General features: G+C 65.7%; 26 protein-coding genes and 1 riboswitch. Of the genes, 18 read left to right on the top strand and 8 right to left on the bottom strand.

Features of this window, described 5'->3' with window-relative positions; all coding sequences use genetic code 11:
- Nucleotides 1-44 precede the first annotated feature (44 nt).
- Complete coding sequence (locus EPD66_RS14515) at nt 45-500, top strand: hypothetical protein (RefSeq protein WP_142849229.1); 456 nt, start codon at nt 45-47, stop codon at nt 498-500.
- On the opposite strand, the gene EPD66_RS14510 is transcribed toward EPD66_RS14515, so the two are convergent.
- The 3 genes from EPD66_RS14510 to EPD66_RS14500 form a co-directional block, all read right to left on the bottom strand.
- Nucleotides 501-995: a hypothetical protein gene (locus EPD66_RS14510; RefSeq protein WP_142849228.1), complete on the bottom strand. Its 495-nt coding sequence runs from the start codon at nt 993-995 to the stop codon at nt 501-503.
- Between the two features lie 119 nt (nt 996-1,114).
- Nucleotides 1,115-1,489, bottom strand: a complete 375-nt coding sequence (locus tag EPD66_RS14505; RefSeq protein ID WP_142849227.1) for a helix-turn-helix transcriptional regulator — start codon at nt 1,487-1,489, stop codon at nt 1,115-1,117.
- A 2-nt stretch (nt 1,490-1,491) separates the two neighbouring features.
- Complete coding sequence (locus EPD66_RS14500; RefSeq protein WP_142849226.1) at nt 1,492-1,791, bottom strand: helix-turn-helix domain-containing protein; 300 nt, start codon at nt 1,789-1,791, stop codon at nt 1,492-1,494.
- A 152-nt stretch (nt 1,792-1,943) separates the two neighbouring features.
- On the opposite strand from EPD66_RS14500, the gene EPD66_RS14495 reads away from it, so the two are divergent.
- The 11 genes from EPD66_RS14495 to EPD66_RS14445 all read left to right on the top strand — a co-directional run bounded on the left by EPD66_RS14495 (nt 1,944) and on the right by EPD66_RS14445 (nt 14,984).
- The gene (locus tag EPD66_RS14495; RefSeq protein ID WP_142849225.1) at nt 1,944-2,747 is read left to right on the top strand and encodes a helix-turn-helix transcriptional regulator; all 804 of its coding nucleotides are present in this window, start codon (nt 1,944-1,946) and stop codon (nt 2,745-2,747) included.
- 12 nt (nt 2,748-2,759) lie between these two features.
- On the top strand, nt 2,760-3,227 hold the full coding sequence (locus tag EPD66_RS14490; RefSeq protein ID WP_142849224.1) for a hypothetical protein: 468 nt from the start codon (nt 2,760-2,762) through the stop codon (nt 3,225-3,227).
- A 347-nt stretch (nt 3,228-3,574) separates the two neighbouring features.
- Nucleotides 3,575-3,764, top strand: a riboswitch (cobalamin riboswitch).
- 27 nt (nt 3,765-3,791) lie between these two features.
- Nucleotides 3,792-4,322 carry a bifunctional adenosylcobinamide kinase/adenosylcobinamide-phosphate guanylyltransferase gene (gene cobU / locus EPD66_RS14485; protein WP_142849223.1) on the top strand — a complete coding sequence of 177 codons (531 nt, stop codon included), beginning with the start codon at nt 3,792-3,794 and terminating at the stop codon, nt 4,320-4,322.
- Nucleotides 4,319-5,353 (top strand): cobalamin biosynthesis protein CobW, encoded by a 1,035-nt coding sequence (gene cobW, locus EPD66_RS14480; protein ID WP_142849222.1) that lies wholly within the window; start codon nt 4,319-4,321, stop codon nt 5,351-5,353. The genes cobU and cobW overlap by 4 nt, the downstream gene beginning before the upstream one ends.
- Before the next feature lie 4 nt (nt 5,354-5,357).
- The gene (gene cobN, locus EPD66_RS14475; RefSeq protein ID WP_142849221.1) at nt 5,358-9,092 is read left to right on the top strand and encodes a cobaltochelatase subunit CobN; all 3,735 of its coding nucleotides are present in this window, start codon (nt 5,358-5,360) and stop codon (nt 9,090-9,092) included.
- Nucleotides 9,085-9,345 carry a DUF4160 domain-containing protein gene (locus tag EPD66_RS14470; protein WP_142849220.1) on the top strand — a complete coding sequence of 87 codons (261 nt, stop codon included), beginning with the start codon at nt 9,085-9,087 and terminating at the stop codon, nt 9,343-9,345. Before cobN ends, EPD66_RS14470 begins: the two co-directional genes overlap by 8 nt.
- A 3-nt stretch (nt 9,346-9,348) precedes the next feature.
- Nucleotides 9,349-9,615: a DUF2442 domain-containing protein gene (locus EPD66_RS14465; protein WP_142849219.1), complete on the top strand. Its 267-nt coding sequence runs from the start codon at nt 9,349-9,351 to the stop codon at nt 9,613-9,615.
- 11 nt (nt 9,616-9,626) lie between these two features.
- Entirely contained in the window at nt 9,627-10,244 is a 618-nt protein-coding gene (gene cobO / locus EPD66_RS14460; protein WP_142849218.1) for a cob(I)yrinic acid a,c-diamide adenosyltransferase, read from the top strand.
- 4 nt (nt 10,245-10,248) lie between these two features.
- Nucleotides 10,249-10,941 (top strand): lipid-binding SYLF domain-containing protein, encoded by a 693-nt coding sequence (locus EPD66_RS14455; protein WP_142849217.1) that lies wholly within the window; start codon nt 10,249-10,251, stop codon nt 10,939-10,941.
- A 16-nt stretch (nt 10,942-10,957) separates the two neighbouring features.
- The gene (locus EPD66_RS14450; RefSeq protein WP_142849243.1) at nt 10,958-12,421 is read left to right on the top strand and encodes a cobyric acid synthase; all 1,464 of its coding nucleotides are present in this window, start codon (nt 10,958-10,960) and stop codon (nt 12,419-12,421) included.
- A 121-nt stretch (nt 12,422-12,542) separates the two neighbouring features.
- The gene (locus tag EPD66_RS14445; RefSeq protein WP_142849216.1) at nt 12,543-14,984 is read left to right on the top strand and encodes a PAS domain-containing sensor histidine kinase; all 2,442 of its coding nucleotides are present in this window, start codon (nt 12,543-12,545) and stop codon (nt 14,982-14,984) included.
- 309 nt (nt 14,985-15,293) lie between these two features.
- Here EPD66_RS14445 and cbiB read toward each other — a convergent pair whose 3' ends face one another.
- Nucleotides 15,294-16,340, bottom strand: a complete 1,047-nt coding sequence (cbiB, locus tag EPD66_RS14440; RefSeq protein ID WP_255448503.1) for an adenosylcobinamide-phosphate synthase CbiB — start codon at nt 16,338-16,340, stop codon at nt 15,294-15,296.
- Between the two features lie 53 nt (nt 16,341-16,393).
- Here cbiB and EPD66_RS14435 point away from each other — a divergent pair, with 53 nt between their 5' ends.
- Nucleotides 16,394-17,935, top strand: coding sequence for a glycosyltransferase family 39 protein (locus tag EPD66_RS14435; RefSeq protein WP_185961421.1), 1,542 nt, complete (start codon nt 16,394-16,396; stop codon nt 17,933-17,935).
- 16 nt (nt 17,936-17,951) lie between these two features.
- Here the strand turns inward: EPD66_RS14435 and EPD66_RS14430 are convergent, their stop codons facing one another.
- Entirely contained in the window at nt 17,952-18,860 is a 909-nt protein-coding gene (locus EPD66_RS14430) for a lysylphosphatidylglycerol synthase transmembrane domain-containing protein (protein WP_185961420.1), read from the bottom strand.
- A gap of 221 nt (nt 18,861-19,081) precedes the next feature.
- Between EPD66_RS14430 and EPD66_RS14425 the strand changes: the two genes are divergently transcribed.
- Genes EPD66_RS14425 through cobJ form a run of 5 tightly spaced genes read left to right on the top strand, consistent with a single transcriptional unit; the run spans nt 19,082 to nt 24,394 of the window.
- A complete protein-coding gene (locus EPD66_RS14425; RefSeq protein ID WP_142849213.1) occupies nt 19,082-20,047 on the top strand; it encodes a sirohydrochlorin chelatase in 966 nt (321 codons plus the stop codon).
- Nucleotides 20,048-20,053: 6 nt separating this feature from the next.
- Nucleotides 20,054-20,689, top strand: a complete 636-nt coding sequence (locus EPD66_RS14420) for a precorrin-8X methylmutase (RefSeq protein ID WP_142849212.1) — start codon at nt 20,054-20,056, stop codon at nt 20,687-20,689.
- On the top strand, nt 20,686-21,885 hold the full coding sequence (gene cbiE, locus EPD66_RS14415) for a precorrin-6y C5,15-methyltransferase (decarboxylating) subunit CbiE (protein ID WP_142849211.1): 1,200 nt from the start codon (nt 20,686-20,688) through the stop codon (nt 21,883-21,885). The genes EPD66_RS14420 and cbiE overlap by 4 nt, the downstream gene beginning before the upstream one ends.
- Nucleotides 21,882-22,583: a precorrin-2 C(20)-methyltransferase gene (gene cobI, locus EPD66_RS14410; protein ID WP_142849210.1), complete on the top strand. Its 702-nt coding sequence runs from the start codon at nt 21,882-21,884 to the stop codon at nt 22,581-22,583. Before cbiE ends, cobI begins: the two co-directional genes overlap by 4 nt.
- On the top strand, nt 22,580-24,394 hold the full coding sequence (cobJ, locus tag EPD66_RS14405) for a precorrin-3B C(17)-methyltransferase (RefSeq protein WP_142849209.1): 1,815 nt from the start codon (nt 22,580-22,582) through the stop codon (nt 24,392-24,394). Before cobI ends, cobJ begins: the two co-directional genes overlap by 4 nt.
- On the opposite strand, the gene EPD66_RS14400 is transcribed toward cobJ, so the two are convergent.
- The 3 genes from EPD66_RS14400 to EPD66_RS14390 all read right to left on the bottom strand — a co-directional run bounded on the left by EPD66_RS14400 (nt 24,391) and on the right by EPD66_RS14390 (nt 26,507).
- Entirely contained in the window at nt 24,391-24,894 is a 504-nt protein-coding gene (locus EPD66_RS14400) for a GNAT family N-acetyltransferase (protein ID WP_142849208.1), read from the bottom strand. The genes cobJ and EPD66_RS14400 overlap by 4 nt on opposite strands.
- A gap of 156 nt (nt 24,895-25,050) precedes the next feature.
- Nucleotides 25,051-25,935 (bottom strand): anti-sigma factor, encoded by an 885-nt coding sequence (locus tag EPD66_RS14395; protein ID WP_142849207.1) that lies wholly within the window; start codon nt 25,933-25,935, stop codon nt 25,051-25,053.
- Nucleotides 25,932-26,507 (bottom strand): RNA polymerase sigma factor, encoded by a 576-nt coding sequence (locus EPD66_RS14390; protein ID WP_142849206.1) that lies wholly within the window; start codon nt 26,505-26,507, stop codon nt 25,932-25,934. The genes EPD66_RS14395 and EPD66_RS14390 overlap by 4 nt, the downstream gene beginning before the upstream one ends.
- Nucleotides 26,508-26,560: the final 53 nt, after the last annotated feature.

Below are 26,560 nucleotides of genomic sequence, written 5' to 3'. Positions count from 1 at the left end.
GCCGCATATCCTGATTGCTTTCACAACCAATGCGCGGAGACGCCATGTCGTTTGCCGGATATGCCAGCAAGGCCATTGCTCTGACAGAGGAACTTTCCGCCGGGTGGTCCGAAGAGGATCATCAGGCGCTCCGGGAAGCCTTCCACAAGATGACCCTTCCGGAATGGGATGAGTGGCGAGCAACTCAGCAGCCCGCTGTAGCTGCTTTTGCCGCTGCAACTCCAAAGCAGCGGCGCGGGCTCGCCGCACGCCATCCCGAACCCCTTCTTCTGAAAGTGGCGGCAATACAGTTCCTGGCCGAAGCGGCAGCTCTTCTGCGTCGGGCCGACAGATTGCAGCAGCATCTTGGGGCGTCGTATCGAGATATGGCCGGCCTTGCAGGGCTGGAATACCAACGCCTGCAAGACGAGGTTCCGGCTTACAATCCGGACGAGGTTCTCCCTCCGGATTGGACCCATGTGTGGCGGGTGGTACTCGATTGCCTAGCGCGAAATTCTTGATCATGCCGCACCTCCGAACAGCGGCAGTTCGGCGACCAGGCGCTGCTGTTCGGCCGAGGCCTGCTCAATGAACAGCCACAATTGCCCCAACCGGGCGAACTGCAGTTCGCGGCCCTCGATCAGGCGGCAGCCGCTGGCTTCGGCCAGTCCGGCCAAGAGGATCGTGTTGCCCAAGGCCTCGCAAAAGGCCGGGATCATCTCGGCCGGAAAGCGGTTGGGCCGCGTGGCGCCGGTCCAGCTATCGATCATCGGCTTGGTCACTTCGCGCCCGACCAGGGTACTGACCATGGCCGCGATCTGCTCACGATCAAAGGGACAGGCCTTGATCGCCTTGTTCAGCAGATCTCTCAGGCGCTGGTCGTAGTCCATGGCGCCGGGTGCCGGCATAGGCATCTCGGGCACTTCGATCAGGTCTTCTTTTTGGCCGCCAAGCAGGTCCAGAAAGGCCATCTGGCGCGGGTCTTCCGCCCGGCGCCGAACCTTCTTCATGGTCATCAATCCCTCCGCTTTCTGCTTCTTGATGGAGGAAAAAGGACCGGACGCACCGTTTTGCGCGCTGATGCGCCCGGCCAGGAGCCCAGGCCAACTGGCCGGGGGGGAGAAAAAAGCGGTGTTCATTGGGCACCCGCCGCAGGCGTCAGATGTGACGCCAAGCCTCTCGCCGTCGCCATGCGCTGGCGGCGCTCTTCGATGCGTTTGCGGGTAGCCGCTTCGCGTTCGGCCCTGGCCTCTGCGCTCAGGACCGGACGGGGGTTGGTCAGGGTGCAAAGCGCCACATCTGGCGCAAAGTTGATCGGCACGCCCAGCATCGCCGCCCACCGGAACAGTTCAGGTGCCGTGCAAGACCGCCCCTCGGCCTCGATGTGCTGCAGCTTGCGCCGCGACCAGCCCAGACGCGCCGCCAGGGCGTCCTGGGTCAGGCCCAGCGCTTCCCGCCTCTTGATCAGCGCCGAATGCAGGGCGGCGTAATATGCATCCCAGCCGGCCATGGTTATGCGGCCTCGCGGAGTTGCATATTGCTCTGGCTCTTTTGGGTGTTACGATTGGCCTTGGAGCGACGGGACTTAGGGGTGCCGTCGGGGTTGTAACGGTGCGGCCAGATCGCCGAAGGATGCTTGTCCAGCACCTTGGCGATGCGGCCTTCAAGCGCTGGCCACTGCTTCCGCAAGCAAACGCTAACGGCGGTAGAGTGGTATCCCCAACGCTCGGACAGTTTCTCAAGCGACCCCTCGCGCTGGCGCAGGGCGGCCTTGATGTCTTCCGGGTGCATCCCTGCGACCGTCCGCTTCATCGGCTCTCCTAGACCGGCCCTGGCAGGCCGGTTTTTGCGGGGTGTTTATGTTCAGGTTTCTGAATGAACATAGGACACATTTGGCCGAGGGATCAAGACAAATTTGAGTTCCGAGTTCGGGTTTTCGGACAAATGCGTCCAGAGAGAGCTAAATGTCTGATATAGAAAGAAAAAAAGAGAAGTCGGAACTGGCGGCCATAGACTCCTCCGGCGTTCCAAGTTCTCCGGGGAAAGTCGGAACTTGGCTGAATGCCGCAGTTGAGCGGCTAGGAGGCATTGAGGCGGCGGCTGAGGTTGCGGACAAATCCGTCAAGCAGATGCGTCGTTATCTTGCAGGGCATGAACCGCCTTTGTTTGTGGCGAAGGCTCTGGCGGAACAGAGCGGTCTCAGCCTCGACAGTATTCTTGACCTCCCGAAAGGGACGGATTTGGCTGTTGTTTCCCAGACTGAAGAAGCAGCTCCATTCCCGAGCAAGAGGGCGGGGGGAGCATCATCAGGAATTCGGACGTATTACTCTGCTGACGAACTCGGGGACGAATTCGTTCTAGTTCCTCGTTATGACGTAAAAGCTGCTGCTGGATATGGAGCCGTTATTCACTCAGAGCAAATAGTGGACCACCTTGCATTCAAGGCAGAGTGGGTGCGCCGACAGCTAAGAGTTAACCCTGAATACTTGCTTCTAATAGAGGCGATGGGAGATAGCATGGAAGACACCATATCTGATGGTGATCTTCTTCTTGTTAATACGCAGGAGCCCAGGATTAAGGACAATGCCATTTACGCCATCAGCGTAAACGGAGACCTGATCGTAAAGCGCGTTCAGCGCCGGCTGGATGGCACCATCATGGTCATGTCCGACAATCCGCGTTATCGACCTGAAGAGGTGCCCCCTCATACTGCTGACCAGCTGCGCGTCATTGGCCAAGTCGTCTGGCACGGCGGCCTTGTCCGTTAGAAGGAGGAAAACGTGATAACTGTCCTGCTGATCCTGATCGTCTGCATCCTGCTGTTCGGCGCCGCCGCAGTGAAGGGTGTCTTCGTGCGCGTCTTCGGCCTGCTGGCGGCTTTCAGTGCCCTGATGGTCATTGGAATAGGCGGAACCATGGCCTGGGGAGGAATAAAGGACCTTCTCCGCGAGAAGGAGAGCAAAATATGCTTGGCCTCGCTTAATGAGACGTGGCCAGGAGATAGAAAAATTACACAGGAAAGCTGGCGCAAGCGCCCTGTCTATTCCGAAATGAAAATCTCTGGGTATGAAATTTCAGTTTTTATTTTTTTTATAGAAGACGGAGCGCAGCAAGCCTTGTCTTGTAAATACAACAAGGAGCCGTCTGGCCGAACTACGCTTGTGAATGCCTCATACAGCCACAGTCTGGGTGATGAGGTGAAGGTTCAGCAGATGCTGGACAGCATCAAACGCCGACTAGGGCAGTGAACGTGAAGAAAGGTTTCGGGCTATGTCCATTTTCTCCCGGGTTACGTCCGAAATCGTTCACCGCCTAGCCCATTTTTGCGCATTTCTCGTCCAAAAGGCTGCCGAGCTCCTAACGCCCGGAACCTTAGTCTTTCTGCGCCTCTCCGCCTATTTCAGGCCCTTCTCCGTGATTCCAGAAATGATCACCTCCCCACAAAAGGCATTTCAGGCAGGGCTCCGCCCTGCACCCGCCAGGAGGCCCGCCTCCTGGACCTCTTTCTTATCTGTGTGCATCTGTGTTCATCCCTCTTCATCTGTGTTCCGTTGAAAGATGCAAGAGGCTTGGGATGCCCTCCTCCTTTCCTCTTCTGGCTGGCCGCCGTCCATGCTAGCTTGCCGCTTCGTTCAAGCCAGGGAAGACGGTGCAAGGCCGTCGCTGCCCCCGCAACTGTAACGGCGAGGTTTCCGGCGTGATGCCACTGGCCCGCAAGGGCCGGGAAGGTGCCGCGAGACCGTTGACCCGGAGTCAGGAAACCTGCTTGGACGAAATGTCGAAAACCCCTCGGGTGGAGGAGCGTTTCGTTCATGTCCGATTCTGCGGCCTTGCCGAAGCTGACCCTGATTCTGGGCGGCGCCCGTTCCGGCAAGAGCACCCATGCCGAAGCCCTGATCGGCGAAAGGCAGGCGGTCTATCTTGCCACCGGCCAGGCCTTCGACGCCGAAATGGCCGAACGCATCCGCCTGCACCGGGCACGGCGCGGCGCCAACTGGCGCACCGCCGAGGAACCCATGGCCCTGGCCGAAGCCCTGCGGCGCTTCAGCCGTCCCGATCTGCCGGTCCTGGTGGATTGCCTGACCCTGTGGCTGTCCAACCTGCTGCTGGCCGAACGCGACATCCCGTCCGAAATCGACAGGCTGGCCGAAACCCTGCCCCAATTGCCCGGCCCGGTAATCCTGGTCGCCAATGAGGTGGGGCTGGGGATCGTGCCCGAAAACAAGCTGGCCCGCGCCTTCCGCGATCATGCCGGCATCCTCAACCAACGCATCGCCGCCCTTGCAAGCCGCGTCGTCTTCGTCGCGGCCGGCCTGCCCATGATCCTGAAAGACCAAGCATGAAGACCTTCCGCAAGATTCCCGCCACCGTCGTCACCGGTTTCCTGGGCGCGGGCAAGACCACCCTGGTGCGCCATCTGCTGGAGAATGCCGAAGGCCGCCGCATCGCCCTGATCGTCAACGAATTCGGCGATATCGGCGTGGATGGCGAACTTCTCGCTTCCTGCGGCATCGCCGGATGTTCGGAAGACGATATCGTCGAACTGTCCAACGGCTGCCTGTGCTGCACCGTCGCCGACGAATTCCTGCCGACCATGGAGGCGCTGATCAACCGCCCCAACCCGCCGGACCATATCGTCATCGAAACTTCGGGCCTGGCGTTGCCCAAGCCGCTGGTCCAGGCCTTCCACTGGCCGGAAATCCGCTCGCGCGTCACCGTGGACGGCGTGGTGGCGGTGGTCGATGCCGCCGCCGTGGCCGAGGGCCGCTTCGCCGACGATCCGGACGCCGTGCAGGCCCAGCGCGAGGCCGATGATGCCCTGGACCACGACAATCCGCTGGAAGAGGTCTTCGAGGACCAGATCCTCTGCGCCGACATGGTGCTGCTGAACAAGGCCGATTTGCTGGACGATACCGCCCTGGCCGGGCTGGAAGAGCAGTTGAAGGCAACCCTGCGTCCCGGCGTGAAGATGGTCCGCACCGACCATGGCCGCATCGACGTCAACGTGCTGCTGGGCCTGGATGCCGCCGCCGAGGACGACCTTGCCGCCCGCCCCTCCCATCACGACGAGGAGGAAGACCACGACCACGAGGATTTCGATTCCTTCCATGTCGACATCGTGCCGGGCACCGATCCGGAAGCGCTGGAGCCGCGGCTGCTGGCGGTCATCAAGGAGCATGACATCCTGCGCCTGAAGGGCTTCCTCGCCATTGAGGGCAAGGAGATGCGCCATGTCGTCCAGGCCGTGGGCCAACGCCTGGAACGCTATTACGACCGTCCCTGGCGGCCCGGCGAGGAACGCGCCAGCCGTCTGGTGGTGATCGGACGTCACGGCCTGGACCGCGAGGCCATTGCCGCCGCCCTTCAGGGCTGAGGTCATGCATCTGCTTGCCGCGCAGCCGGGAATCATTGCCGACGGGTCCGAGGCCATCGATCTGGGCCAAAGCCCCGGCGACGTAGTGGTGCTGTCGGCAGCCGATACCGAACTGGCCTGCCTCGCCCAGGCCAAGGCCAAGGTGCCGGGCTTCACCCTGCGCCTGGCCAACCTGATGCGCCTGTCCCACCATATGTCGGTGGACCTGTATGTGGATCAGGTGGTTTCCCGGGCGCGGCTGGTGGTGGTGCGTCTGCTGGGTGGGCGGGCCTATTGGCCCTATGGCGTGGAACGCATCCGCGCCGCCTGCCGCCGGCAGGGCATCCCCGTCGCCTTCCTGCCCGGCGATGATTCCCCCGATGCCGACCTGACCGGCGAGTCCACCTTGCCGCCCGCGAATGGCGAAAGGCTGTGGCGCTATCTGGTCCAGGGCGGGCCGGTCAATGCCGAGAATTTCCTGCGCCATTGCGCCAGCCTGATCGGGCTGGAACAGGACTGGACCGAGCCCCTGCCCCTGCCCGCCGCCGGGCTTTATCCCCCTGGGGCCGATCTCGATTCCATGCGCCAAAGCTGGGCCGAGGGCGCACCGGTTGCCGCCATCGTCTTCTACCGGGCGCTGGTGCAGTCGGGCAATCTGGCCGCCGTGGATGCCCTGATCGCCGCCTGCCGCGCCCAAGGGCTCAATCCCCTGCCGCTCTATGTGGCGAGCCTCAAGGACCCGGTATCGGCAGGCACCGTCGAGGCGGTGCTGGCCGAGGCCCCGCCCGACGTGATCCTGAACGCCACCGGCTTCGCCGTCGCAGCACCCGGCAAGGCGGCCGAGACTCCCTTCGCGGACGCCGATTGCCCGGTCCTGCAGGTGGTCTTCTCCGGCGGCAGCGAAGCCGCCTGGCGCGAGGGCAATCACGGCTTGGCTCCGCGCGACATCGCCATGAACGTGGCCCTGCCGGAAGTGGACGGGCGCATCCTGAGCCGCGCCGTCTCCTTCAAGGGCAGCGCCGTCCGCGATGCCGAAACGGAACTGGACGTGGTGTCCTATGTTCCCGTCCCCGACCGCATGGATTTCGTCGCCGAACTGGCGGCGCGCTGGGCGAGATTACGGCGCAAGCCCGCCGAGGAACGGCGCATCGCCGTCATCCTGGCCAATTATCCCAACCGCGACGGGCGGCTGGGCAATGGTGTCGGCCTCGACACGCCCGCCGGAACAGCCACCGTTCTGTCGGCGCTGGAGGGAGCGGGCTATTGGCTGGGCGAGTCTTATCCCCGGGACGGCGCGGCGCTGATCGCCGATTTGCTGGGCGGGGCGACCAACGACCTGATCCGCCGCGCCGGGCGCGAGGTGCGTGAAACCCTATCCCTGCCCGATTACCTAGCCTTTTTCCACAGCCTGCCGGAAGCCGTGCGCGAGGCCGTGACCCAACGCTGGGGCGCCCCCGAGACGGACCCGCATTTCCGGCCCGGCGAGCTGCATTGCGGCGATTTCGTCCTGTCCGCCCTGCGCTACGGCCATGTGGCGGTGGGGATCCAACCCGCGCGCGGCTACAATATCGACCCGCAGGCCAGCTATCACGATCCCGACCTCGTGCCGCCGCATGGCTATCTGGCCTTCTACGCCTGGCTGCGCGACCAGTTCCGCGCCGATGCGGTGGTCCATATGGGCAAGCATGGCAATCTGGAATGGCTGCCGGGCAAGTCGCTGGCCTTGTCGCGGGAATGCTTCCCCGAGGCCGTCTTCGGCCCCCTGCCCCATCTCTATCCCTTCATCGTCAACGACCCAGGCGAAGGTACCCAGGCCAAGCGCCGCGCCCAGGCCGTCATCATCGACCACCTGACCCCGCCGCTGACGCGCGCCGAAACCTATGGCCCGTTGCGCGACCTGGAACGGCTGGTTGATGAATATTACGAGGCTTCAGGCGTGGACCCGCGCCGCTGCGCGCTGCTGCGCGAGGAAATCGTCACCTTGGCCCGCGCCACCGGCCTGGATATCGATTGCGGTATCTCCGCAGGCGACGACACCGACCAAGCCTTGGAGAAGCTGGACAACCATCTCTGCGAGTTGAAGGAATTGCAGATCCGCGACGGCCTGCACATCTTCGGACGCTCGCCCGATGGCCGCCAGAGGACCGACCTGCTGGTCGCCCTGGCCCGGCTGAAACGCGGCTCCGGCGCAAGCGAGGCCTCGCTGATCCAGGCCCTGGCCCGGGACCTGGGACTGGAGTTCGACCCGCTGGATTGCGTCATGGCCGAGCCCTGGACCGGACCGCGCCCCGCTGTCCTGGCGGCGGACGAAGCCTGGCGCAGCACCGGCGATACGGTGGAGCGGCTGGAAATCCTGGCCGCCGCCCTGGTGGCGGGCGAAAGACCCTGCGATCCCGCCTGGACCGCCACCCGCGCCGTGCTCGACCATATCGAAACCCGGCTGGCCCCTGCCGTCGATGAATGCGGCAAGGCAGAACTGGCCGGGCTGCTGACCGGACTGGACGGGCGCTTCGTGCCGCCGGGACCGAGCGGCGCGCCGACGCGGGGGCGGCCCGACGTGCTGCCGACGGGGCGCAATTTCTATTCCGTCGATACCCGCACCGTGCCCACCCCAGCCGCCTGGCAATTGGGCTGGAAATCGGCCTGCCTGCTGATCGAGCGCCATCTCCAGGACCAGGGCGAATGGCCGCGCGCCATGGCCGTCACCGCCTGGGGCACCAGCAACATGCGCACAGGCGGCGATGATATCGCCCAGGCCCTGGCCCTGATGGGCGTGCGCCCCACCTGGGATTCCGCCTCGCGCCGGGTGACGGGTTTCGAGATCCTGCCCGCTTCGCTGCTGGATAGGCCCCGCGTGGACGTGACCTTGCGTGTCTCGGGCTTCTTCCGCGATGCCTTTCCCGGCCTGATCGACCTCTTCGATTCCGCCGCCCGCGCCGTCGCCGCCCTGGACGAGCCGCCCGAGACCAACCCGCTGGCCGCCCGCAACGCGGCCGAAAAGGCCCGCTTGGTCGCCGAAGGCCTGGACGAGGAAGAGGCCGCCCGCCGTGCCGGTTTCCGCGTCTTCGGCTCCAAGCCCGGCGCCTATGGCGCGGGCCTTCAGGCCCTGATCGACGAAAAGGGCTGGCAGACCGACGCCGATCTCGCCCGCGCCTATGTTGCCTGGGGCGGCTGGGCCTATGGCGCCGGGGCGGAAGGCCAGGCGGAGCACGGCCTGTTCGAGGAAAGGCTGAAGCGCGTCGAGGCGGTGGTGCAGAACCAGGACAACCGCGAACATGATCTGCTCGACAGCGATGACTACTATCAGTTCGAAGGCGGAATGACTGCCGCCGTGCGCGTCCTCTCGGGCAGCCAGCCCGCAATCTATCACCCCGACCATTCCCGCCCGGAAAGCCCGCGCATCCGCTCGCTGGAAGAAGAAATGGCCCGCGTGGTGCGCGCCCGCGCCGCCAATCCCAAATGGATCGAAGGCATCATGCGCCACGGCTACAAGGGCGGCTTCGAGATGGCGGCCACGGTGGATTACCTCTTCGCCTTCGCCGCCACCGCCCGCTGCGTGCGCGACCATCATTTCGACATGGTCTTCGACGCTTATCTGGTGCAAGAACACGTGCGGGCCTTCCTGGAAGAGGCCAATCCCGACGCCTTGCGCGAGATGGCCGAGCGCTTCCAGGAAGCCCTGGACCGCAATCTCTGGCGCCCCCGGCGCAACAACGTGCATGATGTGCTGGCCGAACTGCGGAGAAAGCCAGATGCCTGAAATCAGCCGTTTTTTCGGCATAATCATTGCCATGTATTATAATGATCATGCCCCACCGCACTTTCACGTGCGTTATGGCGGCCAGAAAGCCATCATCGAAATTGAAACGCTGGCCTTGATGGAAGGAAATCTGTCTCCGCGTGCCTTGGGGCTGGTCATGGAATGGGCGGCCCTGCACCGCGAGGAATTACGGGAAGACTGGACCCTGGCCGTGCGCCAGCAGCCCCTGAAACCCATCCGGCCGTTGGAGTAGACCATGCTGAAGGATGTCGTCTCGGTGGAAGTCCTGGAAGGGACAAGCCTGCATATCCGCTTCGAAGATGGTGTTGAAGGTCTTGTCGATGTGGCCGATCTTGTGCCCTTCGAAGGCGTGTTCGCCCCCTTGAAGGAGCCAGAGGTCTTTGCCCAGGCAAGCGTGAGCACCGATCTTGGCACCGTCTGCTGGCCTGGCGGCGCCGATCTCGACCCGGGGGTCCTGTATTCCCGCCTGACCGGACACGCCCTCCCCCGCCGCCCCGCCTGAAGGAGCTTTCCATGACCGACGAGACGACCGAAGATCCCAACGAGCGCCATCGCGAGAAGATGGCCAAGAAGAAGGCCGCACGCGATCGCATGATGGCGAACAAGAGCGACCAGAAGGGATTGCTGATCGTTCATACCGGGCCGGGCAAGGGCAAATCCTCGGCGGCCTTCGGCATGGCGATCCGCTGCGTCGGGCACGGCATGAAGGTTGGCGTGGTGCAGTTCATCAAGGGCGCCTGGGACACCGCCGAACGGCGCGTGCTGGAAAGCTTCGGCGAACTGGTCGAGTTCAAGGCCATGGGCGAGGGCTTCACCTGGGAAACCCAGGACCGCGAGCGCGACATCGCAGCTGCGAAGCGCGCCTGGGACGAGGCGGCGCGGATGCTGGCCGATCCCACCTATCGCATGGTCATTCTGGATGAACTCAATATCGTGTTGCGCTACGATTACCTGCCGCCGGATCTGGTGCTCCAGGCCCTGGCGGCGCGGCCGGAGGGGCAGCATGTCGTCGTCACCGGCCGCAATGCCAAGGAAGAACTGATCGAGCAAGCCGACCTGGTGACCGAGATGACCCTGGTGAAGCATCCCTTCCGCGCCGGTATCAAGGCGCAGCCCGGCGTGGAATTCTGAACCGATGGCCCGTCTGTCGATCTCCCGCCTGTTCGCCCGTCTCCTCGCCTGTTTCTCCCTGGTCGCCTTCCTGCTCTCGACCGCGCCCGCCCATGCCCTGACGGAAGCGGAAAGCGTCGTTTCCCGTGCCGTCGGCGCCATCGAGCGACTGAAGACCGACGAATCGCTGGGCGAACGCCTGCAAGACCGGCTGGCGGAAGCCCGCGCCGTGCTGATCGTGCCCAGCCTGCTGAAGGCCGGATTCATCCTGGGCGGCGAATACGGCAACGGCGTCCTGCTGGTGCGCAACAACGGGGGCTGGAGCTATCCCGCCTTCTACACCGTGGCCGGCGGCAGCCTGGGCCTTCAGGTCGGCGTGCAGGACAGCCAGGTGATGTTCCTGATCATGTCCGATCGCGGCCTGCAGGCGGTGATGAACAACGAATTCAAGGTCGGCGCCGAGATCGGCGTGGCCTTCCTGACCGCCGGGGCGGGCGTGGGCACCTCGACCACCACCGCCCTGGGCGCCGACATCATCGCCTTTTCCCAAAGGGCGGGCTTCTTCGGCGGCGGTTCCCTGGACGGCACGGTGATCCGCCAGCGCCTTGGCTGGAACTCCCATTATTACGGCCAGCCGCTGACGGCGGAGCAGATCCTGTTCCAGGGCATGGCCAGCAATCCCCAGGCCGATGCCCTGAGGGCCGCCCTTGAGCGCTGATCCGAAGGCCGCCCTGATGATTCAGGGCACCGGATCGGATGTGGGCAAGTCCTTGCTGGTCGCCGGGCTGTGCCGCGCCTTCACCCGGCGCAGCCTGCGCGTCCTGCCCTTCAAGCCGCAGAACATGTCCAACAATGCCGCCGTCACGGCCGATGGCGGCGAGATCGGCCGGGCCCAGGCCTTGCAGGCGCGCGCCTGCGGCGTCGAGCCGCGCGCCGACATGAATCCGGTCCTGCTCAAGCCGCAATCGGAAACCGGCTCGCAGGTGGTGGTGCAAGGCAAGGTGCTGACGGCCGCCACCGCCAAGGACTACCACGCCCTGAAGCCCAGCCTGCTGCCGCGCGTGCTGGAGAGCTACCGCCGCCTCGCCGCCGAGGCCGACCTGGTGCTGGTCGAAGGCGCGGGCAGTGCGGCGGAAGTCAATCTGCGCGCCGCCGACATCGCCAATATGGGCTTCGCCGAGGCGGCGGACCTGCCGGTCATGCTGGTCGGCGACATCGACCGGGGCGGCGTGATCGCCTCCATCGTCGGCACCCACGCCCTGCTGCCCGAGGCCGAGCGTCGGCGCATCCGCGCCTATGTCATCAACAAGTTTCGTGGCGATCCCTCGCTTTTCCTGCCCGCCTGCGCCACCATGAGCGAACGCACCGGCTGGGCCTGCGCCGGCGTGCTGCCCTGGTTCGAGGCCGCCGGAGCCCTGCCCGCCGAGGACGGCGCCTCCCTCCGGTCGGGCAGCAATCGCGACGGCGCCATCCGCATCGCCATCCCCCGCCTATCGCGCATCGCCAATTTCGACGATTTCGACCCTCTGGCCGCCGAGGAGGATGTCAGCCTGACCATGCTCGGCCCCGGCCAGCCGATTCCCGGCGATTGCCATCTGGTAATCCTGCCCGGCTCGAAATCCACCCTGGCCGACCTCGCTTTCCTGCGCGCCCAGGGCTGGGACATCGACCTTCAGGCCCATCTGCGCCGGGGCGGACGGGTCCTGGGCATCTGCGCCGGCTATCAGATGCTGGGCCGCATGGTGCGCGATCCGCAGGGCATCGAAGGTCCGCCGGGCGAGGCCCCCGGCCTGGGACTGCTGGATGTCGAGACGGTGATCGGCGGCAGCAAGACGCTGTGCCGCGTCGATGCCGCCGACGAAACCGGAACCGCCATCACCGCCTACGAGATGCATATGGGCCAAACCACCGGCCCCGGCACCGGGATGCCGCTGCTGCATCTCGACGGCCGCCCGGAAGGGGCCACGGCCCGGGGCGGACAGGTGGCCGGTTGCTACCTGCACGGCCTGTTCACCGCCGACGGCTTCCGCCGCCGTTTCCTCGATTCCCTGCGGCCCGGGCGAACTTCCTCCCTGGCCTATCAAGCACAAGTGGAAACTGTCCTCGATGCCCTGGCCGAGCATTGCGAGCGCCATCTGGACATGCCAGGGTTATGGAGGATTGCCCGAGAAGGCGGCATGCAAGCTAGGACGTCTTAGTCCCCCACGATGCCGGGAAAGAGGAAAGGCCCGTTCGTCTTACCATGTTTAGACCCCTCAGCCTCCTTCCCCTTCTTCCTCCTTCGTGGGATTTCAGCCGGCCGATGCAGACGATGAGCCGATGAGCAGCGAGCCGGCAGTTGAACCCCTTCCGACGTCGTTTCTTGCCGGTCTTGCCGGCAGCACGGCGACGGGTGCCATGATTCAGGCCCATGACTGGGCTTCCTCTCCCCTGGGACCGCCCGAAACCTGGCCTATCCAGCTGCGCACGCTGGTCTCGCTGATGCTGGGCTCGCAACAGCCCATGTTCGTGGTCTGGGGCCCCGCCCAGATCCTGCTCTACAACGATCCTTACGGCGAGATCCTGGGCCGCAAGCATCCCGGCGCCATGGGCCAGCCCTTCCTGGATGTCTGGTCCGAAATCCGCGACGACCTGATCCCCATCGTCGAGCAGACCTATGCGGGCAAGCCGGTGCAGATGGACGACATCACCCTCATCATGCACCGCAAGGGCTATGCCGAGGAAACCCACTTCGCCTTTTCCTACACGCCGGTCCATGACGAGGACGGCATGGTCTGCGGCCTGTTCTGCTCCTGCATCGAAACCACCCAGGAAGTCTTCGCCAAGCGGCGCCTCGTTGCCGAAGGCGAACGCCTGCGCGAGCTGTTCCGCCAGGCGCCGGGCTTCTTCTATGTGTGGCGCGGCCCCGAACACGTCTTCGAAATGGCCAATGACGCCTATTACCAGCTGATCGGCCGCCGCGACATCATCGGCAAGCCCGCCCGGGAAGCCTTGCCCGAGATCGAGGGCCAGGGATTCTTCGACTGGGCGGACCAAGCCTATGCCAGCGGCAAGCCCCATGTCGGGACCGGCGTCCCGGCAAGAATTCAGCGTGAACCGGGAGCCCCGCTGGAAGAGCGTTTCGTCACCTTCGTCTTCCAGCCGATCCGCGACGCCGCCGGGCAGGTGACCGGCCTGTTCGTCCAGGGCAACGATGTGACCGAGGAGAAACGGACCGAGCAGGCGCTGCGGGAACTGAACGCGACGCTGGAACGGCGCGTCGCCGAACGCACCGCAGACCGCGACCGCATGTGGCGCCTTTCCACCGACATCATGCTCGTCCATCGCCACGATGCCACCATTACGGCGGTCAATCCCGCCTGCAGCACGGTGCTGGGCTGGCCGGAGCAGGAATTGCTGGGCAAATCCATTCTCGATTTAATCCATCCGGACGATCTGGAAACGGTCCGGACGGAGCTCCGGCGACAGGCCGAGGGCAAGACCACCCAGCATTCCATGAGTCGCCTGCGGCATAAGGACGGGTCCTACCGCTGGATTTCCTGGACGGCGGTCCCGGATGGCGGACTGGTCCATGCCGTGGGCCGCGACGTCACCGCCGAGAAGGAGCGGGAGGCGGCCCTGCAAAAGGCTGAGGAGCAGTTGCGGCAGGCGCAGAAACTGGAAGCGGTCGGCCAGCTTACCGGCGGCGTGGCGCATGATTTCAACAACTTGCTGCAAGCCCTGAGCGGCTGCCTGACCATGATCGGCCTGCGGGCCCCGGATACCGGCCTCCAGCCGCTGCTGGACGCGGGACAGCAGGCCGTGGACCGGGGCGCCAAGCTGGTGCAGCAGCTCATGGCCTTTGCCCGGCGCGAAAGCCTGCGGCCCGAGCCGCTGGACGTGCGCGACCGGGTCTTGTCCATGTCGGGCCTGCTGGAACGGGCGTTGCGGGCGGATATCCATCTCGCCCTCGATTTCGCCCCCGGCCTGTGGCGCATCGAAGTGGACCCGACACAATTCGAACTGGCACTGATCAACATGGCGGTGAATGCGCGCGACGCCATGCCCGAAGGCGGCCATTTGCGCATCCGGGCGGAAAACACGGTGCTGAAGCCCGACGACCCGACAGGGCTGGAAGGGGAATTCGTCCGCCTTTCCGTCAGCGATACCGGCACCGGCATGCCCGCCGAGGTCAAGGCCAAGGCCTTCGATCCCTTCTTCACCACCAAGGAAGTCGGCAAGGGCAGCGGCCTTGGCCTCGCCCAGGTCTATGGCCTGACCCAACAGGCCGGGGGAACCGCCTGGATCGAAAGCACCGAGGGCCAGGGCACCAGCATCATCATGCTGTTGCGCCGCTCGCGCTCTGCGGCCAGCTGCGTGGAAGAAGCGCTTCCCCCACCGGCCGAGGCGACGCGACGGAGCGGGCGCGTACTGTTGGTGGAAGACGATCCCATCGTGGCTTCGACCGTCGCCGCCGCCCTGAGGGAAACGGGTTACGAGGTCGCGCATGTCGCCACGGCGGATGACGCCTTGCCGCTGCTCATCACCGAGGTGCGGATCGACCTGCTGTTCTCGGACATCGTCATGCCCGGCCGCCTCAACGGCGTCGACCTGGCCCGCGAGGCCCGCCGCCTGCGCCCCGAACTGCCGATCGTCCTCGCCACCGGCTATAGCGAAAAGGTAGCGCAGGCCGAAGGAATCCGCATCCTGTCCAAGCCCTACCGGATCGACGAACTGATCCAGCTTCTGGATGCTGCGTCGGGAGAAAAAGAGAAGGGGTAGAGTTTTTATAGGCTCAAGACTCTCATGTGGATCTCGGCCATGCTTCGAGACGGCCCTGCGGGCCTCCTCAGCATGAGGTTTAACATATTGATATATTAATAGAATTAGCCTCATGCGGAGGAGCCGCGAAGCGGCGTCTCGAAGCATGGGGCGGAGCAGGCAAAGGCTAATACGACATCGGACCTTGGAGCGTATTAAAAGCACGGAAATTTAATGAGACACAGATGAACACAGATAAAAAATAAATCGTGAAAATAATCTGTGTTCATCTGTGTCCTGAAATAAAATCCAGGGAAAGAGCCTCCCCTCTCACCCCCAATGCACCATCACCCAGAACAGCCCCGCGACCAAGGCCGCGTTCAGCACGCAGGCCAGGACGTAGAGATTCAGCGCGCGGCGGATATCCGTGGCGGTGGCGCGGGCCTTGCCGTCGCCGATCCAGCGGTCGGGAACGGTGACCTCGCCATAGCGGCGCGGCCCCGCCAGGGCCAGGTCCAGGGCACCGGCCATGGCTGCTTCCGGCCAGCCTGAATTGGGCGAGCGGTGGTTTCCGGCATCGCGCAGCATGATCCGCAGGCTGCGCCAGCCCGACGCGCCGCGATAGGCACTGGCTGCCAGCACCAGCAGCAGGCCGGAAAGACGCGCCGGAATCAGGTTCATCAGGTCGTCGAGGCGGGCCGAGGCCATGCCGAAGGCGCGATAGCGTTCCGACATATGGCCGATCATGCTGTCCAGCGTGTTCACCGTCTTGTAGACCAGCAGGCCGGGCAGGCCGAACAGCACGAACCAGAAGACCGGCGCGACGATGCCGTCGGAAAAATTCTCGGCGCAGGATTCGATGGCGGCGCGCGAGACACCGTATTCGTCCAGGCTTTGCGGATCGCGCCCGACAATCATCGACACCGCCACGCGCCCGCCCCATAGCCCGCTTTCCTCCAGGGCGCGGGCGACCTCGCGCACATGATCGTAGAGCGACCGCTGGGCGATCAGCAGCGAGGCCAGCACGACCTCGGCGATCCAGCCATAGGGCACCTGCCGGGCCGCCCAGGCAATCCCCCAGCCGATCCCCGCCGAAAGCAGCAGCATGAAAACCAGCACCAGGATGCCGCGCATGCGCCGCGATCCTTCCGTCCGGCTGGGGCGGTTCAGCTTGCGTTCCAGCAGGCCGATCAGCTTGCCGATCGCCGCCACCGGATGGGGCAGGACGCGGAAGATGAGCGACATCTCGCCGACCACGGCATCCAATGCCAGAGCCAGCAGGAGAATGAGAAGCGGCGACAGGCCTGTATCGCTAAAAAGCAGCATGGCGGCAGGATGATGCGGCGCAGGAAGGCCGTCAACGCCTGCCTTTTCCATACCATTCCTCCGCCGCGATGATTATCCTGCCGGCCGCAGCAAAGAGGACGAGAATGACCAAGGTCTGGAGCCAAGCCCAGCCGCAAGGCTGGACCGCCGCAGGAACCGCCGCCGCCATCATCCTGGCGGCCGTGCTGCTGCGCCTCTTCATCGGCGCCACGATGGGCATGGGGGTGGACGAATCCTATACCGTGTCCAATGCCCGCCAGCTCAGCCTGGGCTATTTCGACCATCCGCCGCTGCATCAATGGATCGTCTGGGCCACCGTGGCCCTGACCGGCAGCGAAGCCCCGCTGGTCGTGCGCCTGCCCTTCATCCTGATGTTCGCCGGAACCTCGTGGATGATGTTCCTGCTGGGCCGGGCCTTCTTCGGCAACTGGGCCGGGACCTGGGCGGCGGCGGCGCTGAACCTGTCGGCGGTCTTCACGCTCAGCGCCGGCGGCTGGGTGGTGCCCGACGGGCCGCTGATGTTCTTCATGATGGCCGCGGCGCTGTGCCTCGCCCGCCTGTTCTTCCCCGAAAAGTTCGGCGGAGAGACGCGCCATCCCCTGCTGCTGTGGCTGGCGGCGGGCCTGTTCATCGGTTTGGCGACGCTGGCGAAGTATCACGGGGTCTTCCTCGGCCTCGGCATCCTTCTCTTCGTGCTGACCAGCGCCCCGCACCGCCGCTGGCTCGCCCATCCCGGTCCCTGGCTGGGAGCGATCCTGGCGCTGCTGGTCTTCTCGCCCGCTCTGATCTGGAACTGGCAGAACGACTGGGTTTCGCTGGCCTTCCAGAGCGGACGCGGCATGCCTTCGGGCCGCCTGCGCCCCGAACTGGTGCTGCAAAATATCGTGGGCCAGATGGCCTGGCTGCTGCCCTGGATCTTCATTCCCATGGCCTGGCTGCTGTTCAAGGCACTGAAGCAAGGCCCGAAGGGGCGCGAGCGCTGGTTCCTGGCCTGCCTCGCCATCGGTCCCATCGCCATCTTCACCATTGTTCCCCTGTGGGGCTCGCGCGGCCTGCCCCATTGGCAGGCGCCGGGCTGGCTGATGGTCTTCCCGCTGCTGGGCGCCCTGCTCGCCACCCGGCTGGCCGAAGGCAGGACCTGGCCCAGGCGCTGGCTGAAATATTCCACCGTGACCCTGCTGGCGCTGCTGGCCTTCGCCTGGAGCCATGTCGTCACGGGATGGGTGCCGCTGCCCAAGGACCCCACCCATGAAGCGGTCGATTGGACGGGGCTGGAACAGGCGCTGGAATCGCGCGGCCTGTTGGACCGCCCGGATGTCTTCGTCGTCTCGGTGCGATGGCTGGAAGGCGGCAAGATAGACTACGCCCTGGGCGGGCGGGCGCCGGTCCTGGTCCTGACCCGGGACCCCCGCCATTTCGCCTTCCGCTTCGACCCCCGCGACTTCCAGGGCCAGGACGCCGTCATCGTCGGGCGCGAACGCAGCATGGAAAAAGCCGCCGCCACATACGCCCCCTATTTCGAGGAGATCGAGCCCTTGGGCGAGGCCGTCATCGGCCGCATGGGCCGCGAGGAATTCCGCCTGCCCATGTTGCTGGGCAAGGGCTTCAAGGGCGATTACCCCCTGCCCTTCCCGCAGCGGGACTGAAGATCGCCTTTTTCCCTCAGTACAGGCTGTCGCGGTCGGTGGCCCAGGCCAGGTAGCCGGGCAGGATGGTGACGATCACCACCAGCCCGTAGAGCAGCGACACCGACAGGATCGGCCCCTTGTCGATGCCCGCCAGCAGGAACAGCCCGACCATGGCGCCCTCGCGCACGCCCCAGCCGGCCAGCGAGATGGGCAGGGCCATGAACAGCATGACCAGCGGGATCAGGGTCAGGAACAGGATGAAAGCCTGATCGATCCCCACCGCCAGGGCGATGAACCAGACCGCCAGGATCGAGAAGACATGGGTGACGATGGACAGGCCGAACTGGGCGATGAAGCTGCGCGTGCGGCGGAAGAGCTGGTAGAGGTTGAGCGATAGATCGACCAGCAGGCGCAGCAGCCTGCGGCGGCGCAGGAAAGTCCAGCGATGGAACAGCGTCAGGAACAGCACGCCGCCGATCCCCGCCGCGAAGACCAGGATCACCAAGACTTCCAGGTCGTGGGTGAAGAAGCCGGGCGTGGCCAGGGCCGCCAGCAGGCCGATGAACAGCAGGCCCAGAATCCCGAACAGCCGGTCGATGAAGACGCCGAAGAAGCTTTGCGCCAGATCGACGCCCGTGCGCTTCACATCCATCACCCGGACCACATCGCCGCCGATATTGCTGGGCAGAAGCTGGTTGAAGAAGGCTCCCTTGAAATAGGAACGCAGGAAAAAGCCCCAGTTCCTGCCATGGCCCAGCACCCGCATGATGAAGAACCAGCGATAGGACGCCACCACGGTGCTGAGGAACTGGCACAGGACGGCGGCGGCCAGGAAGGCCGGATCGGCCTGGGCGGCATGGCCCAGCACCGCACCCATGTCCACCTGCGTGGCGAGGAAAGCCAGCAGCCCGAGGGTCACGGCGATTTTAAGGGCGGTCTTCACAGGGGGGATTTCCCGGTCTGCAGGACAAACGGCAGCCGTCTTTAGCAGCAAGACGCGCCGCACCGCAAGGGAATGCCCCTGGCGAGAAAAGCCCTGACAGTCTTTCCCTCTGCTTCTATAGTCCAGCTTCCGTGACGGGCACCCGGAGGCTGGGACCAGGCGACCCGTCCGGTGCGGGCCCCGGCCCGCGCCCTGCAACGCTCGAAGGCAAGGACCAAGCGATGACGCTCAAGACCGGTGTGATGATCTGCGGCCACGGCAGCCGCGATGTGGAAGCGATCGAGGAATTCGGCCTGCTGGCCCGGCATCTGACGGCACGCCTGCCGCAATATGACGTGGAAAGCGGCTATCTGGAATTCGCCCGCCCGATCATCCGCGACGGCCTTGAAAAGCTGAAGGAAAAGGGCTGCGAGCGCATTCTCGCCGTGCCCGGCATGCTGTTCGCCGCCGGTCATGTGAAGAACGACCTGCCCTGGGAGATCAACAGCTTCGCCGCCGAGAATCCCGGCATCGACATCCAGTTCGGCCGCGAACTGGGCATCGATCCCAAGTTGCTGAAGGCATCCGCCGCCCGCATCGAGGAGGCCCTGGCCGAAGCCGACGAGACCGCCATCGCGCGCAAGGACACCCTGCTGGTGGTCGTCGGACGCGGCACCAACGATCCCGACAGCAATTCCAACATCGCCAAGGTCGCCCGCATGCTGTGGGAAGGCATGGGCTTCGGCTGGGCCGAAGTGGCCTTTTCCGGCGTCACCACGCCGCTGGTGGATGCGGCGCTGGACCGCGCCGTGCGCCTGGGCTTCAAGCGCATCGTCGTCTTCCCCTATTTCCTGTTCACCGGCATCCTGGTCAAGCGCATCTACGACTGGACCGACGAAGCCGCCGCCCGCTATCCCGATGTGCATTTCGTCAAGGCCGCCTATCTGCGCGATCATCCTTTGGTGATCGACAGCTTCGTCGAGCGCGTGAACGACATCCTGGTTGGCCAGAACGCCATGAACTGCCAGCTCTGCAAATACCGCGAACAGGTGGTGGGCTATGAATCGGCGGTCGGCGCGGTGCAGGCCGGTCATCATCACCATGTGCGCGGCGTCGGCACCGACGCGGACCATCACCACCACGATCATCATCATGATCACGGCCACCACCATCACGGCCATGGGCATCACCACCATCATCACGACTGAGGCGGCGTGATGGAGTATCTGCGCGACCCGGATGCCATCTATGCCGAATCCTTCGCCACCATAAGGCGGGAAGCGGCGCTGGATCGCATCCCGGCGGATCTGGAAGCCCTGGCGGTGCGGGTCATCCATGCCTGCGGCATGACCGACCTCGCCGCCGACCTGGCCTTCAGCGACGGGGCCGGAGCGGCCGGGCGCGCCGCCCTGGCCGCCGGGGCGCCGATCCTGGTCGATGCGGAAATGGTGTCGCACGGCATCATCCGCCGCCGTTTGCCGCGCACCAATCCGGTGATCTGCACCCTGAACGATTCCCAGGTCGCGGAAATGGCCGCCCGTTCCGGCACCACGCGCTCGGCGGCGGCCGTCGACCTGTGGCGGCCCCATCTGGCGGGCGCGGTGGTCGCCATCGGCAACGCCCCCACCGCCCTGTTCCACCTGCTGGAGCTGATCCGTTCCGGCGGGCCACGCCCGGCGCTGATCCTGGGCTTCCCCGTCGGCTTCGTCGGCGCCGCCGAATCCAAGGATGCCCTGGCCGACGGCGATTGGGGATGCCCCTTCGTCACCCTGCGCGGACGGCGCGGCGGCTCGGCCATGGCAGCCGCCGCCGTCAATGCCCTGGCCGCCAGCGAGCGCGCCGCACCATGAGTAGCTGGCTGACCGTCATCGGCATCGGCGAGGACGGCTTGAACGGCCTCTCCGACGCGGCCCGGCGGCTGCTGGACGGGGCCGAAACCGTCTTCGGCGGCGCCCGCCATCTGGCGATGCTGCCCCCGGGCATGGCGGAGCGGGTGGAATGGCCCTCGCCCTTCGCCCAAGGCATCGAGCGGCTGAAGGCGATGCGCGGCCGCCGGGTCTGCGTGCTGGCCAGCGGCGATCCCATGTGGTTCGGCATCGGCGCCACCCTGACGCGGCATTTCGAGCCCGAGGAAATGCTGGTCCTGCCCCATCCCGGCGCCTTCAGCCTAGCGGCGGCGCGGCTGGGCTGGCCGTTGCAGGATTGCCTTTGCCTGACCGTCCATGGGCGGCCGGTGGAGGCCCTGGCGCTGCATCTGTTCCCCGGCGCGAAGCTGCTGATCCTGTCGGAGAACGGACGGTCGCCCGACCGCATCGCCGATCTTCTGCGCAAGCGCGGCTTCGGGCCGAGCCTGATGACGGTGCTGGAACATCTGGGCGGCGAACGCCAGAGCGTGCTGTCCGCCCCCGCTTCCTCCTGGGATGCCCGCTCCGCCGACCTCAACCTGGTGGCGGTGGAATGCCGTGCCGCACCGGGCAGCAGGGCACCGTCCCGCATCGGCGGCCTGCCCGACGAAGCCTTCGAGCATGACGGGCAGTTGACCAAGCGGGAGATCCGCGCCGTAACGATGTCCACCCTGGCCCCGCGGCCGGGCGAGCTTCTGTGGGATATCGGCGCGGGCAGCGGCTCGATCGCCATCGAATGGATGCGCGCCGGCGGCAGGGCCGTGGCGCTGGAGAAAGATTCCAACCGCCTCCGCGTCATGGCCTGCAATGCCGCCAATCTGGGTGTTCCCGGCCTGTCCATCATCCCGGGCGAGGCACCCGGCGCCCTGGCGGATCTCGGCGAGGCGCCCGATGCCGTCTTCGTCGGCGGCGGCGTCTCCGTCCCCGGCCTGCTGGAGGCCTGCTGGAACGCGCTGAAACCCGGCGGACGGCTGGTCGCCAATGCGGTGACGGTCCAGGGCGAGGCGGCGCTGCTGTCCTGGCATCAAGCCCAGGGCGGCGACCTCACCCGGCTTTCCGTTTCGAGACTGAAACAAACCGGCGGCTTCCAGGGCTGGGCGCCGCTGCGGCCCGTCACCCAATATCACGGGGAAAAGCCGTGAGCGGGACCCTTTACGGCCTGGGAGTCGGTCCCGGCGATCCCGAATTGCTGACGCTGAAGGCCCTGCGTCTCCTGAAATCCTGCCCGACCCTGGCCTATCTGGCCGGGATGAGCGGCGAGAGCATGGCGCGCGGCATCGTGGCGGAACATCTGACCGGCCAGCAGCGCGAGATCGTCCTGCCCATGAGCTTCGATCCCGCCCCCGGCGCCGCCGATGCCGCCTATGACCAGGGCGCCCAGGCCATCGCCGAGGAACTGGCGGCGGGCCGCGACGTCGCCGTTTTGTGCGAGGGCGACCCCTTCTTCTTCGGCTCCTTCCAGTATCTCTATAACCGCCTGTCCGGGCGCTTTCCGGTACAGGTGGTGCCGGGCGTGTCCTCGGTCATGGCGGCCTCGGCCGAACTCGGCCTGCCCCTGACCGCGCGCAACGACGCTTTGGCGGTGATCCCCGCCACACGGCCCGAGGAAGAAATTGCCGGGCTGCTGGACAGCGCAGATGCCGCCGCCATCATGAAGCTGGGACGCCATCTGCCCAGGATCCTCGACCTGCTCGACCGCCTGGGCCTGTCGGAAAAGGCCCGCTATATCGAGCGCGTCGGCCTGCCCGCCCAGCGCATCCTGTCCCTGGCCGAGGCCCGCGCCTCGGGCGCCCCCTATTTCTCCATCATCCTGATCTCCAAGAGGAGCGCGGTCCCGTGACCAGCCCCGCCATCATCGTCCTGAGCGACGCCGCCCTGCCCGTCGCCCGCCGCATCCAGGCCGCCCTGCCCGCCGCCGAAATCCATGGCCTGGAAGGCCGCGTCCGGGACGTGGACCAGGGATTCGGAAAGACCAAGCGCCATCTGCGCGAGCTGTTCCAGCAGGAGCGCCCGATCATCGGCGTCTGCGCCGCCGGTATCCTGATCCGCGCGCTTGCCAAGGTGCTGGACGACAAATGGTCCGAGCCGCCGGTCGTCGCCGTGGCCCTGGACGGCTCCTCTGCCGTGCCGCTGCTGGGCGGTCATCACGGCGCCAATGAACTGGCGCGCCTGATCGCCCAGGCCACGCAGGGCTTCGCCGCCGTGACGACGGCGGGTGATCTGGCTTTCGGCGCCGCGCTGGACGAACCGCCGCCGGGCTGGCGCATCTCGAACCCGCAGACGGCCAAGACCGTGGTGTCCGCCCTGCTGGCGGGACAAAAGGTGACCCTGGACGACGAAACCGGCGCGGCGGACTGGCTGCGCGCTTCGGCCATTCCTTTCGCCGAAAGCGGCGAATACGGCATCCGCGTCACCCTGCGCGACCTCGCCGGTTCGGCGGGCGAGCTGGTGATGCATCCGCCCCGCCTGGTGCTGGGCGTGGGTTGCGAGCGCGACACGCCTGCCGAAGAACTCCTGGCCCTGGTGCGTGAGACCCTGGCGGTGCGGGGCCTGTCGCCCCAGGCCGTGGCCTGCGTCGCCTCGCTGGACCTGAAGGCCGACGAGGCCGCCGTCCATGCTTTGGCCAAAGCCCTGGACGTGCCCGCCCGTTTCTTCACCGCCGAGGAATTGGAGGCGCAGGCCCCCAGGCTCGCGACGCCGTCCGACGTCGTGTTCCGCGAGACCGGCTGCCATGGCGTCTCCGAGGGCGCCGCCCTGGCCGCTGCCGGTCCCGGTGCGGAACTCATCGTCGCCAAGGTCAAGGCCCGCCGCGCCACTTGCGCCATCGCCAAAGCCGATCACGACATCCAGCCCGCCACGGTGGGACGCGCACGCGGCAAGCTGTTCGTCGTCGGCATCGGGCCCGGCAACGACGACTGGCGCACCCCCGAAGCCAGCCGCGCCGTCGCCGAGGCCGAGGATCTGGTCGGCTACGGCCTCTATCTCGACCTGCTGGGCGAAGCTGCCGCAGGCAAGCCGCGCCATGAAAGCGCCCTGGGCGAGGAAGAGGACCGCGCCCGCATCGCCCTTGAGCTTGCCGCCCAGGGCAAGACCGTCGCCCTGGTCTGTTCCGGCGATGCCGGAATTTATGCCCTGGCGACGCTGGTGATGGAATTGCTCGACCGCGCCGACCGTCCCGACTGGAACCGCGTCGAGGTGCAGGTCTGCCCCGGCATTTCCGCCATCCAGGCCGCCGCCGCGCGGGCCGGGGCACCGATCAACCACGATTTCTGCACCATCTCGCTGTCCAACCTGCTGACACCGTGGGAGGTCATCGAGAAGCGCCTGAAAGCCGCCGCCGAGGGGGATTTCGTCGTCGCTTTCTACAATCCCGTCTCGAAACGCCGCCGCGAGCAACTGACCATCGCCCGCGACATCCTGCTGACCGGCCGCCCCGGCACCACGCCGGTCATCCTGGCGCGCAACCTGGGCCGTCCCGGCGAAAGCGTCGAAACCGTGCCGCTGGCCGAGTTGACGCCCGACATGGCCGACATGCTGACCCTGGTCCTGGTCGGCAACAGCGAGACCCGCGCCGTCAAGCGCGGCGTGCAACGCCACGTCTATACGCCGCGCGGCTATGGCGGGAAGATGAAGGTGAAAGTGAAGGGCTAGCCGCCTTCTGGCAGCCAGACCGCCCGCTCAAGACGATAGACATAGCAATCGTCGCTGCCGAACAGACGGCGCTCGACGCACCGGAACCCCAGCCGTTCATAGAAGCGGTGCGCCCCGGTGTTGCGGACGAGCGGATCGACCAGGACGGCCTTCACCGCCGGATCAGAGAAGCAGCGTTGCAAGGCGAGGCGCATCATCCGCGTCCCATGGCCGCGCCCGAGATCGGCTTCCTCGCCGATCCACAGATCGATGGCGCGCAGGCCGTCCTCCGCCGTGCCCCAATATCCCGTCTCCTCGCGGGCGGGATCGATGATCTGCATCACGCCGATGGCCCGGCCATCCGCCTCGCCGATCAGCAATTCCCGCCATGGCGGATGACGCGGCAATTCGGTTTCCCATTCCATCGCGCCGTCATCGCCCGTGGCGGCACGGACATGCGGCTTGCCGTCCCAGGAACGCAGGAGCGGCAAATCGGCAAGAGTGGCGGGGCGCAGGATCATGCGAGCGTCACGGAAGGGTCTTTTCCTTCCTGGAAAACGAGAAGTCGAACAAGAATAAAACAATAAATTGCGCGTAAATACCATATCGGTCGTCGGGAGGCGGACCTCCTTGCGGCAGCAGGACAACATCCTGCCCGGCATCATCTGCCGCAGTCTTTAGCGCAGCGCTCCCGACACCACGGGCAGGATGGCTCGCTTGGCTTCGGCATCCTCGTCCGTTCCGGCACCGACGAAGGCTTCCGGAGGCACCATCACGACATGCTCGCTGACCCCGGCGGCCTCGGGATCGCTGCCCTGGTCGATGACCTGGGCCAGGCCCCGCAACTCGTCGGGCGGAATGTCGCCGGTCATGGCGAAGACCAGCGGGCCGTTGGTCCAGTACAGCAAGCCGCGCCCGCCGGATTCATGGAAGCGGAATTGCGGTTCGCTGCGTTCCCAGCGGGCCTGGAGGAAGAGTTCGACCTGCCGTCCCTGCTTGTCGGTATAGGTCAGCTGCACCGCCGGACGGGCGGGATTACCCACCAATCCCTGGCCGACCAGCTGGAAACCGACCGCATCCAGCCGGGGCGGATTCTCGGCGGGGCGCACCCTTTCGGCCAGCCATGCCACCGGTTCCATCGTGCCGTTGCCGTTATTCGCCACCGTCGTCAGATGGGCTTGGCTGACATTGTTGCTGTTCTGCGCCAGCATGGACGCCAGATCGGGCTGGCTCTGGTGCTGGCCGGCGGCGAAACCCAGCCCGCCGGCCAGCACCATAAGCCCGAGTCCCGCCGCCACGCGCGGCATGGGATGGAAGGCGCGCGGCTGACGGGGCTTGGGATCGAGAATGGCGGTCAGCCTTGCGGGCGGCTCTTCCTGGTAGCGCCTCTCGAAAAGCTGACGGATGCCATCCTTGATGGCCAAGTCCAGCGCGACCCGGCGCGCCGCTTCGGGATTGCGCTCCAGATAGGCCTCGACGCTGCGGCGCCGGGCCGGGTCCAGATGCCCATCCACATAGGCAAGAAGATCGAGTTCTGTGATCACCTCGTCGGCGGACGTCATTTCACCCTCCGAAGGCGTGGCACGGACGGAGTGCTGGCCACGACCGCATTGCGGTCCGCCACCCCGTCGGCCGAGGCTTCTTCCCGCAGTGCATTGGACACACTGTCACGCAGGGCGGCTCTCCCCCGCGACAGACGGGACCGCACGGTCCCCATGGAAATTCCCAAGATTTCGGCGGCTTCGTCGTAGCGCAGCCCTTCCATCGCCACCAGGGTGATCACCTCGCGCTGCTCGCGCGGCAGATCGCTCAAGGCACGCGACAATTCCTTCAGCTCCATATGCGCCACCTGCCCGCCCCGCTCGCTCAGGGAAGAAGCGGTTTCCACATCTTCCAGCGGCACCGTATAGGGCGAACGCTTGGCGCTGCGCAGCGTGCTCAGATGGACGTTGTAGAGAATGCGGAAGAGCCAGGCGCGGATGTTGCTGCCGCGCCGCCAAAGCTCGTGCTTGCGCAATGCCCGTTCCAGGCAGTCCTGCACCAAGTCGTCAGCTCCCGAATCGTTGCGCAACGCCCGTGCATAGCGTCGCAGACGGGGCAACTCGCGGGCAATAAGCCACTTGGTATCGTCCATGGGGTCTGGTCTCCCTGCCATGTTCTCTGGGGCCTGCTGCTCCTGCCTGGGAT

It is taken from the genome of Telmatospirillum sp. J64-1 (assembly GCF_006980715.1).
Lineage (GTDB): Bacteria > Pseudomonadota > Alphaproteobacteria > Rhodospirillales > Magnetospirillaceae > Oleiliquidispirillum > Oleiliquidispirillum nitrogeniifigens.
The sequence above is the reverse complement of the archived record's forward strand: the minus strand, read 5'-3'. Positions and strand labels throughout refer to the sequence as shown.

Bases quoted from the DNA above. Each gene is read 5' to 3' on its own strand.
- cobU (WP_142849223.1), top strand. From the start codon at position 3,792: ATGTCCGATTCTGCGGCCTTGCCGAAGCTGACCCTGATTCTGGGCGGC.
- EPD66_RS14500 (WP_142849226.1), bottom strand. From the start codon at position 1,791: ATGAAGCGGACGGTCGCAGGGATGCACCCGGAAGACATCAAGGCCGCC.
- EPD66_RS14465 (WP_142849219.1), top strand. From the start codon at position 9,349: ATGCTGAAGGATGTCGTCTCGGTGGAAGTCCTGGAAGGGACAAGCCTG.
- cobO (WP_142849218.1), top strand. From the start codon at position 9,627: ATGACCGACGAGACGACCGAAGATCCCAACGAGCGCCATCGCGAGAAG.
- cbiB (WP_255448503.1), bottom strand. From the start codon at position 16,340: ATGGAAAAGGCAGGCGTTGACGGCCTTCCTGCGCCGCATCATCCTGCC.
- EPD66_RS14505 (WP_142849227.1), bottom strand. From the start codon at position 1,489: ATGGCCGGCTGGGATGCATATTACGCCGCCCTGCATTCGGCGCTGATC.
- EPD66_RS14470 (WP_142849220.1), top strand. From the start codon at position 9,085: ATGCCTGAAATCAGCCGTTTTTTCGGCATAATCATTGCCATGTATTAT.
- EPD66_RS14450 (WP_142849243.1), top strand. From the start codon at position 10,958: ATGATTCAGGGCACCGGATCGGATGTGGGCAAGTCCTTGCTGGTCGCC.
- EPD66_RS14435 (WP_185961421.1), top strand. From the start codon at position 16,394: ATGACCAAGGTCTGGAGCCAAGCCCAGCCGCAAGGCTGGACCGCCGCA.
- EPD66_RS14455 (WP_142849217.1), top strand. From the start codon at position 10,249: ATGGCCCGTCTGTCGATCTCCCGCCTGTTCGCCCGTCTCCTCGCCTGT.
- cobN (WP_142849221.1), top strand. From the start codon at position 5,358: ATGCATCTGCTTGCCGCGCAGCCGGGAATCATTGCCGACGGGTCCGAG.
- EPD66_RS14395 (WP_142849207.1), bottom strand. From the start codon at position 25,935: ATGACGTCCGCCGACGAGGTGATCACAGAACTCGATCTTCTTGCCTAT.
- EPD66_RS14445 (WP_142849216.1), top strand. From the start codon at position 12,543: ATGAGCAGCGAGCCGGCAGTTGAACCCCTTCCGACGTCGTTTCTTGCC.
- cobW (WP_142849222.1), top strand. From the start codon at position 4,319: ATGAAGACCTTCCGCAAGATTCCCGCCACCGTCGTCACCGGTTTCCTG.
- cbiE (WP_142849211.1), top strand. From the start codon at position 20,686: ATGAGTAGCTGGCTGACCGTCATCGGCATCGGCGAGGACGGCTTGAAC.
- EPD66_RS14510 (WP_142849228.1), bottom strand. From the start codon at position 995: ATGACCATGAAGAAGGTTCGGCGCCGGGCGGAAGACCCGCGCCAGATG.
- EPD66_RS14515 (WP_142849229.1), top strand. From the start codon at position 45: ATGTCGTTTGCCGGATATGCCAGCAAGGCCATTGCTCTGACAGAGGAA.
- EPD66_RS14390 (WP_142849206.1), bottom strand. From the start codon at position 26,507: ATGGACGATACCAAGTGGCTTATTGCCCGCGAGTTGCCCCGTCTGCGA.
- EPD66_RS14400 (WP_142849208.1), bottom strand. From the start codon at position 24,894: ATGATCCTGCGCCCCGCCACTCTTGCCGATTTGCCGCTCCTGCGTTCC.
- EPD66_RS14425 (WP_142849213.1), top strand. From the start codon at position 19,082: ATGACGCTCAAGACCGGTGTGATGATCTGCGGCCACGGCAGCCGCGAT.
- EPD66_RS14495 (WP_142849225.1), top strand. From the start codon at position 1,944: ATGTCTGATATAGAAAGAAAAAAAGAGAAGTCGGAACTGGCGGCCATA.